7 protein-coding genes are annotated in these 7,616 nt (G+C 42.3%); 5 read left to right on the top strand and 2 right to left on the bottom strand.

The window, feature by feature from the left end; genetic code table 11:
* Positions 1-113: 113 nt before the first annotated feature.
* Positions 114-542 carry a DUF2188 domain-containing protein gene (locus ABFX15_RS05980; protein ID WP_346024565.1) on the bottom strand — a complete coding sequence of 143 codons (429 nt, stop codon included), beginning with the start codon at positions 540-542 and terminating at the stop codon, positions 114-116.
* Positions 543-630: 88 nt separating this feature from the next.
* Between ABFX15_RS05980 and ABFX15_RS05975 the strand changes: the two genes are divergently transcribed.
* The 4 genes from ABFX15_RS05975 (at position 631) to trmL (ending at position 4,561) form a co-directional block, all read left to right on the top strand.
* On the top strand, positions 631-1,476 hold the full coding sequence (locus tag ABFX15_RS05975) for a methyltransferase domain-containing protein (RefSeq protein ID WP_346024564.1): 846 nt from the start codon (positions 631-633) through the stop codon (positions 1,474-1,476).
* A gap of 324 nt (positions 1,477-1,800) precedes the next feature.
* The gene (locus tag ABFX15_RS05970) at positions 1,801-2,820 is read left to right on the top strand and encodes a D-alanine--D-alanine ligase family protein (protein ID WP_346024563.1); all 1,020 of its coding nucleotides are present in this window, start codon (positions 1,801-1,803) and stop codon (positions 2,818-2,820) included.
* Positions 2,821-2,870: 50 nt separating this feature from the next.
* Positions 2,871-4,055: a tRNA epoxyqueuosine(34) reductase QueG gene (gene queG, locus ABFX15_RS05965; protein ID WP_346024562.1), complete on the top strand. Its 1,185-nt coding sequence runs from the start codon at positions 2,871-2,873 to the stop codon at positions 4,053-4,055.
* Positions 4,052-4,561 carry a tRNA (uridine(34)/cytosine(34)/5-carboxymethylaminomethyluridine(34)-2'-O)-methyltransferase TrmL gene (trmL, locus tag ABFX15_RS05960; RefSeq protein ID WP_346024561.1) on the top strand — a complete coding sequence of 170 codons (510 nt, stop codon included), beginning with the start codon at positions 4,052-4,054 and terminating at the stop codon, positions 4,559-4,561. The genes queG and trmL overlap by 4 nt, the downstream gene beginning before the upstream one ends.
* A 369-nt stretch (positions 4,562-4,930) precedes the next feature.
* Here trmL and argS read toward each other — a convergent pair whose 3' ends face one another.
* Positions 4,931-6,625 (bottom strand): arginine--tRNA ligase, encoded by a 1,695-nt coding sequence (argS, locus tag ABFX15_RS05955; RefSeq protein ID WP_346024560.1) that lies wholly within the window; start codon positions 6,623-6,625, stop codon positions 4,931-4,933.
* A gap of 309 nt (positions 6,626-6,934) precedes the next feature.
* Between argS and argR the strand changes: the two genes are divergently transcribed.
* Positions 6,935-7,396 carry an arginine repressor gene (argR, locus tag ABFX15_RS05950; protein WP_346024559.1) on the top strand — a complete coding sequence of 154 codons (462 nt, stop codon included), beginning with the start codon at positions 6,935-6,937 and terminating at the stop codon, positions 7,394-7,396.
* Positions 7,397-7,616: the final 220 nt, after the last annotated feature.

Below are 7,616 nucleotides of genomic sequence, written 5' to 3'. Positions count from 1 at the left end.
ATCATAGAAGGAGCGATAATAAATTATAAGGGGTTTTTATCAAACTGTCCTTGACATGGGGTCCAGTTTAAATCCTGCGTGGTTCAGGCGCTTTTTAATATGAGTTAAAACGTTTACTGCCGTTTCCCGTCTTTCGTAAATGTAATGACGTTCGATTCTTTATTATCTGCTATTTCTTTGGCCCGCTTGACTGCTTCATCTTTACTGTCAAAAGTCGAGTCAGAACGTTTGGCGTCTTTCGTCCGTACCTTCCATTCCTCTTCTTCAAAGTAAACCAGAACATCATTGTCCAGCAGCTTTTCATTTGTTGTGTCGTCATGCTGATCCTGCTTGTCTGGATTATCACTGTACTTGAATGAACGGATCTCATCTTCTGAGGCGTTATCGGCCCATTCTTTCGCCTGGTCTGTTGCGATAGGTATCGCCCGACCTTCTTCGTACCCGTTATCCAGCAGGGCATTGGCAATATCAATGGATTTCTTTTTAACCACGTGGTCCAGGTTCTTGAATGAATCAGGGTAATCATTTAAATCCCAGGGCATTTATGAATCATCCTTTCATCTTTGTTACTTTCGTTATATCATGATAAAGGAAAAAGGTCTATCGAAAGCATTTGAAAAGAGGCATGACATGTTAAAGAAAATAGATAAAGCACAGGTATTTCTTGAAGATCATCTTCACTTGTTTCAATGTCCGGTATGCAGCCAGGCATTCGAATCCGTAAATAATCATCAGGTGATCTGTCGGGATGGTCACCGGTTCGATCTTTCAAAGAAAGGGACGTTATTTTTATTGGAGAAAAGCATGAAGTCCGAGTATACAAGAGACATGCTTCTGTCAAGACAACGACTAGCTGAAAGCGGACTTTGGGCGCCGTTGCTGGATAAGATTCAGTCACTGATCAAGCACCCAGAAGGCGTTCTTTTAGATATCGGATGCGGTGAAGGCTCTCACAGTGCCTATTTGAAGAAAAATGGGTATAAGGGGCCAATTATAAGCTTCGATATATCAAAGGAAGGTATCAATCTGGCGGCTGCCAGTCATGAAGACATTTTCTTTCTAACTGCTGATCTGGCTCGTTCTCCCTTTGCTTCTCGCCAGTATGATACGCTTTTAAATATATTGTCACCATCCAATTACAGTGAATTTGACAGACTGATGAGACAAGGGGGACAGGTCATCAAAGTCGTCCCGAATCCAGGGTACCTAAAAGAATTGCGGGAATTACAGGAAGAATCGAAACGGACTTACTCCAATGTTCAAGTTGTTGAGAAATTCGAAGAACATTATACTCATGTCCGAAAAGAATCTGTTGTCTACACCTTTCAGCTGCCTGAAGAACTAGTGGAAGACTTTATAACCATGACCCCACTTGGTTGGCATATTAAAGCAGACTTTGATAGTATACGAACAAAGTTGAAAGAAATTACAGTGGATTTACTTATCCTGATAGGCGAATCGGAGGATTCAGCATAAAATTGACAATTATACATTAGAATTGTCACGATTTAGAAGGATTTATTTGGTGCATAGCCTTGTGTTTTTATACAGGAGATGCTAATATGTACTTCATAAGCTAATTTGGTTCATTGGTTTTTATCAGTCAACCCATCAGAAGCTGATAAAAAAACGTGAATTTTCAAAGGCTTCATCAACGTATCGTTTCGCAGTGCTTGACACCGAGGCGATACGTTTTTTTTGCGCTGAAAAATGCTCAACTCGGTAAAACTCATTTAAAACATTACTATGTGTGAAGGTCATGGTGTATAATACATAGAGACGTTATAGGAGGAGTTAATTATGAATATTGTAGTGCTAGCCGGCGGTTACAGCCATGAAAGAGAAGTATCATTAAGTTCTGGAAGTCTGATTGCCAATGCTCTCATGGAAAACGGACATCAAGTCATTATGCTGGATCTGTATTTCGGAACCAGTGAAGCAGTGACTTTCGAAGAGGCCTACCAAAAATTAAAGAAAGATAAATATGAGTACAAAGTCAGAAAGCAGATACCGGACCTTGATGCGCTGAAAGCTCAAAAGGAAAAGCCGAATGAAATGATCGGAGAAAACATCATTCCAATTTGTCAGTCTGCGGATCTCGTCTTCCTTTCTCTTCACGGGGAACTAGGGGAAAACGGTCAGCTTCAGGCAGTGTTTGACTTATACGACATTACTTACACAGGAACTGGGTATTTAGGCAGTGCTATTGCCATGAATAAGATCCTTTCTAAAGAAATCATGTCAGCACAAGGTATTCTGACGCCTGAATGGGAAGTGCTGGAACAGTCAGACGAACCGACCAGCGCTGTACCTTGCGTAGTTAAACCGAACGCCAGCGGATCAAGTATCGGTGTGTATATCGTGGACAACCAGGAGGACTTGAAGCAGGCAGTCAAAGAAGCCAAGAAGTACTCTCCGTCAGTTCTGATCGAAGAGAAAATAAGCGGTCGTGAATTTTCTGTTGGGGTTCTTGAAGGAAAGGCCCTGCCTGTTATTGAGATCATCCCTAAAACAGGGTTCTATGATTATGAAAACAAGTATCAGGAAGGCGCAACCATTGAAATCTGCCCAGCCGAAGTGGATCCTGCAATTGCTGAGAAAATGCAGGAGACAGCTCTTAAAGTCTTCAAAGCACTTCGTCTGGAATACTATTCGCGCATTGATTTCATGGTGTCTGAAGATGGCGGAGTCTACTGTATAGAAGCCAACACACTGCCAGGCATGACGCCAACCAGCTTGTTCCCTCAGGAGGCTGCTGCTTCCGGAATGAGCTACAATGAACTCTGTAATAAATTGGCAGAAATTGCCGCATCAAAATAAAGGCAGTCATTAGTACTGGAACGTAAGGATAAAGAGAGGAGGGAGCACGTATGAATCAGCTGCTTAAAGAAAAGATCATTGATAAGGCGGAAGAGCTGGGTATCAACAAGATTGGATTCACGCACGCCGACCCTTTCTATGATCTGGAAGAAAAGCTTCATGCCCAGCAGGAAAAAGGCCATCATTCCGGATTTGAGCACCGGATAATTGAAGAACGCATCTATCCGGAAAAGATTTTTGACCAGCCCAAGTCGATCATTGCGATTGCTCTGGCTTATCCCTCCAAAATGAGAGAAAAGGCGCCACGCGTCAAAGGAGAACGTCGCGGAGAATTTGCTCGTGCGTCGTGGGGAAAAGACTATCATTTGATTTTGAGGGAAAAAATGGATCAGTTGATCGAGTACATCCGTCAAGAAGCAGAAGGGGACGTCACATTCAAGCCAATGGTCGATACAGGTGAACTGGTCGATGTAGCAGTGGCTCAGCGTGCCGGTCTTGGATTCATTGGTCGAAACGGCTTGCTTATCACCAAGGAATACGGCTCCTATGTCTATCTTGGTGAAATCATTACGAATATCGCCTTTGAACCGGATAGTGAAGTTGATTTCGGATGTGGCGACTGTACCCGCTGTGTGGATGCGTGTCCGACAGATGCTTTACTTGGTGACGGCCGAATGAATGCTCAGCGCTGTTTGTCCTACCAGACTCAGACCAAAGGGTATATGCCCAAAGAATACCGGCGTAAAATAGGGCATGTCATTTATGGCTGCGACATCTGTCAGATTGTCTGCCCATATAATAAAGGGGTGGATTCTCACTTTCATGAAGATATGGAGCCTGAACCGTTCAACACGACGCCGGAACTTAAACCTCTGCTGACTATTTCAAATAAAGAATTCAAGCAGACTTTCGGAGAAATGGCTGGATCCTGGCGAGGGAAGAAACCGCTCCAGAGAAATGCGATTATCGCTCTAGCCAACTACAGAGACTTCACGGCTGTTCCGGATCTTTTGAATGTAATCGATAATGATCCGAGACCGATGATCCGTGGAACAGCGGCTTGGGCAGTAGCCACTATCATCAGCAAGCGGCCGAATGAAGATGTCCTGGCTTTTCTCGAAGAAGCTGTACTCAAAGAAACCGATGAGGAAACCATTACCGAGTTCAACGAAGCAATCGCGGGTCTGAGAGAAAGATTAGATGCAATCGAAAGCAAGAGGAGAGACAAGCATTGACAAACCATATCGCATTATTTGAACCACAGATCCCGGCAAATACTGGAAACATTGCCCGTACATGTGCCGGTACCAATACTGTTCTGCACCTGATCGAACCGCTCGGCTTTAAAACGGATGACAAGTATCTGAAACGAGCAGGTCTCGACTACTGGCACGCTGTAGATATACATTACCATAAAGACCTGGATGCCTTTATGACTGCAGTAGGTGACCAGCCTCTCTATCTGATATCAAAATTCGCTGAAAAAGTGTATTCAGACGTCGACTTCACTGATACAGATAAAGATCACTACTTTCTATTTGGAAAGGAAACAACAGGCCTTCCTGAGATCTTCATGAGGAAGCATGCGGAGAAGTGTCTCCGCATCCCTATGAATGACACACATGTCCGTTCACTAAATCTGTCGAATACGGCCAATATACTTATTTATGAGGCCTTGAGACAGCAGGACTTTCCTCAACTGGAGAAAATGCACACTTACGAAAACGATAAACTGAAGTAAAAGAGAGCCAGCTAGTCGACTGATTAAAGCTTAACACTGTTTTTTATAAAGAAAAGGCTGATCTGCGTAGTTGTGCAGATCAGCCTTTTTACTGTTGTGAAGAGGGTTTGGGTCGTTGAATATTTAGCTGCAACTCAATTAATTGCGAATGCACCATAAGTTGCAGATATGAGCAGTTCATCAAATAATAATGGGGGTGAACGTCTCAAAAACCAGTGATATGGGTCATTCGCCACTCTATTAAAAGCACGAATGGCTCATAACACGTTGATATGACCCATTCGCGATTCCAGTCAGACGTAACAAAACCGGCATCGAAGGTCCGCAGATCCTCGACGCCGGTTTTATCTCTATTTTAAGCTTTAATTCTTACATTTCGTCAGGCGTTTCGACACCAAGAATTCTTAAGTCTTCTTTCAGAATTTCGGTGATGGCGAAAACCAGGGCCAGTCGAGCGTCTTTCTCAGGATCTTCATCCAGGACACGAACATTAGCATAGAATTTATTGAATGTCTGAGCTAGTTGAATCGCATGCTTGGCAATGATGGACGGTTCGTAGTTTTCATATGCACGTCTGACTGTATCAGGGTAATCGTGGAGCAGCTTGATCACTTCCCAGCTGTAGTCGTCGCTCAGGGCGAAAGCATCAGAAGGAGACAGGGATTCCAAGCCGGCCTTTCTCAATATACTCATTGCACGAGCTCTAGTATACTGAACGTAAGGGCCGGTTTCTCCTTCAAACTGGACCACTTCTTCGATCGTGAAGTCAAAGTTGTTCAGGCGATCATTTTTCAAGTCGTGGAAGACAACTGCTCCTACCCCCACTTGTTCTGCAACTTTTTCTTTGTCAGGAAGGTTAGGGTTCTTGTCTTCAATCTGTTGGAGTGCCTGCGCAGTTGCTTCATTGAGTACTTCTTCAAGCAGGACGACTTTCCCTTTACGTGTGGACAGCTTCTTGCCGTCTTTTGTAATCAGACCAAATGGGATATGATGGATTGAATCCGCCCAGTCAAAATCCAGTTCCTTAAGTATAGCCTTAAGCTGTTTAAAGTGATTGGACTGTTCCTGACCAACGACGTAAAGAGACTGTGAAAAGTCATAATTATCTTTACGGTAAAGAGCAGCCGCCAGATCACGTGTCATATAAAGCGTGGCACCATCAGATTTCTTAATAAGTGCTGGATTCAGGTCGTATTTGTCCAAGTTGACGATGTGTGCGCCCTGATCAACAGTAAGGAGCTTATGCTCATCAAGCAGGGAAACGACATCACTCATCTTATCATTATAAAACGCTTCTCCGTTATATGAATCAAATGAGATGTTCAGACGCTTGTATACTTTCTCGAATTCTTTTAAGGACTCATCTCTGAACCATTTCCATAATTCAACGGCTTCTTCATTACCAGATTCTAGCTCTCTGAACCAGGCACGGCCTTCATCTTCAAGAGAAGGATCGTTTTCAGCTTCATCGTGAAATTTGACATATAGTCTTAAAAGTTCTTTAATAGGTTCAGAACGAACATCTTCTTCATTTCCCCATTTTTTATAAGCTGTAATCAGTTTACCAAATTGCGTGCCCCAGTCACCCAGGTGATTGATGCGGATAGGGGAGAAGCCAACTTTTGCAAGTATATTTGACAAGGCATTTCCGATAACTGTTGAGCGCAGATGCCCCATGGACATCGGCTTGGCTATATTTGGAGAAGACATGTCTATAGGCACATTCCCACCATTTCCAATAGACAGTTCACCGTAATGTCCTTTTTCTTTGATTACGTCATTGATGACAGCCTGGGATACTGATTTCTTATTTAAATAGAAATTAATATAGGGCCCGATAACTTGTACGCTGGAGATGATAGGTGAGGTAATGCTGTCTCCAAGTTCCTGTGCGATCTGAGCAGGATTTTTTCTAAACAGCTTAGCCAGTTGAAAGGCAGGAAAGGCGATATCTCCGTGTTCCGCATGTTTAGGCTTTTCTAATAAGTTATTGATTTCGTTCAGATCCAAATGATCTTTTAATTCGTTGTGGATTGCTTCCGCAACCAGTTGTCTGTAGTCCAAGGTATAGACCTCCTATTAATAGTGAGCAGAAGTGAATAAAGCTCCAGTATTCAAAGCATAAAAAAAGGGCTGAAATTTGAACAATCAAACATCATAGCCGATTCTTTAGTCTAAATGATTAGCACTTGTATTATAGCAAAGCTCGCCGGTTGTAGCAATACTTACTAAATATGGATAGATTGTGAAACTTCTAATTAAAATATTGGTATAGTTAGTATGTCTCTAATGAAAATATTCTGAAAATAGGTTATACTAATATTTATAATACCAACTAATATTTACTAATATTTGGGAAACGAGGGATGTCAAGTGAAGAAATCTGAAAGACAGATGCTGATCAAGCAGATCATTTTAAATAATGATATTGCTACACAGGAAGAACTCCTTCATCAGCTCCAGGAAAAAGGCGTAAAGGCGACACAGGCGACGATCTCCAGAGACATTAAGGAACTTAACTTGGTCAAGACCAATAGTGCAGCAAATGGTACAAAATACACGATTTATCAGAACAATCAGCTGACTATGGAAGACAAGCTGAATTCTACTATAAAAAGTGTGGTCACCAGTTACGAACGGGTCCAGTTCATGAACATTATAGTGACAATACCCGGGAATGCTCACGTCATCGGCGCATTGATAGATGATATAGAATTCCCTGAAATTGCAGGAACTGTAGCCGGAAATGATACCATCATACTTATTTCCAGAACGAATGAAGACGCTGAAAAGATTTATAATTATTATGACAATCTATTAGCAGACCATTCCTGAAAGGAAAGAGACAGCAGAGAATAAACCAGACACCCGCTGAATTTTACAGCGTGCCGGTGATTTTTTTGTCATGTCTCTTTTTTTTTGAAAAATTAGGATGCGCTTGCAAAAAATATTAAAGCAAATTATAGTAATAGAGGAAACATATGGGTGAACTACCCACCACTTAAATCCTTTGGATTTTGAAGTGGGGGCTTCCTACGAACTCCATTCTTATCTG

The sequence above is a fragment of the Alkalibacterium indicireducens genome (assembly GCF_039522005.1).
Lineage (GTDB): Bacteria > Bacillota > Bacilli > Lactobacillales > Carnobacteriaceae_A > Alkalibacterium > Alkalibacterium indicireducens.
This window is presented reverse-complemented; position numbering and strand designations above follow the sequence as displayed.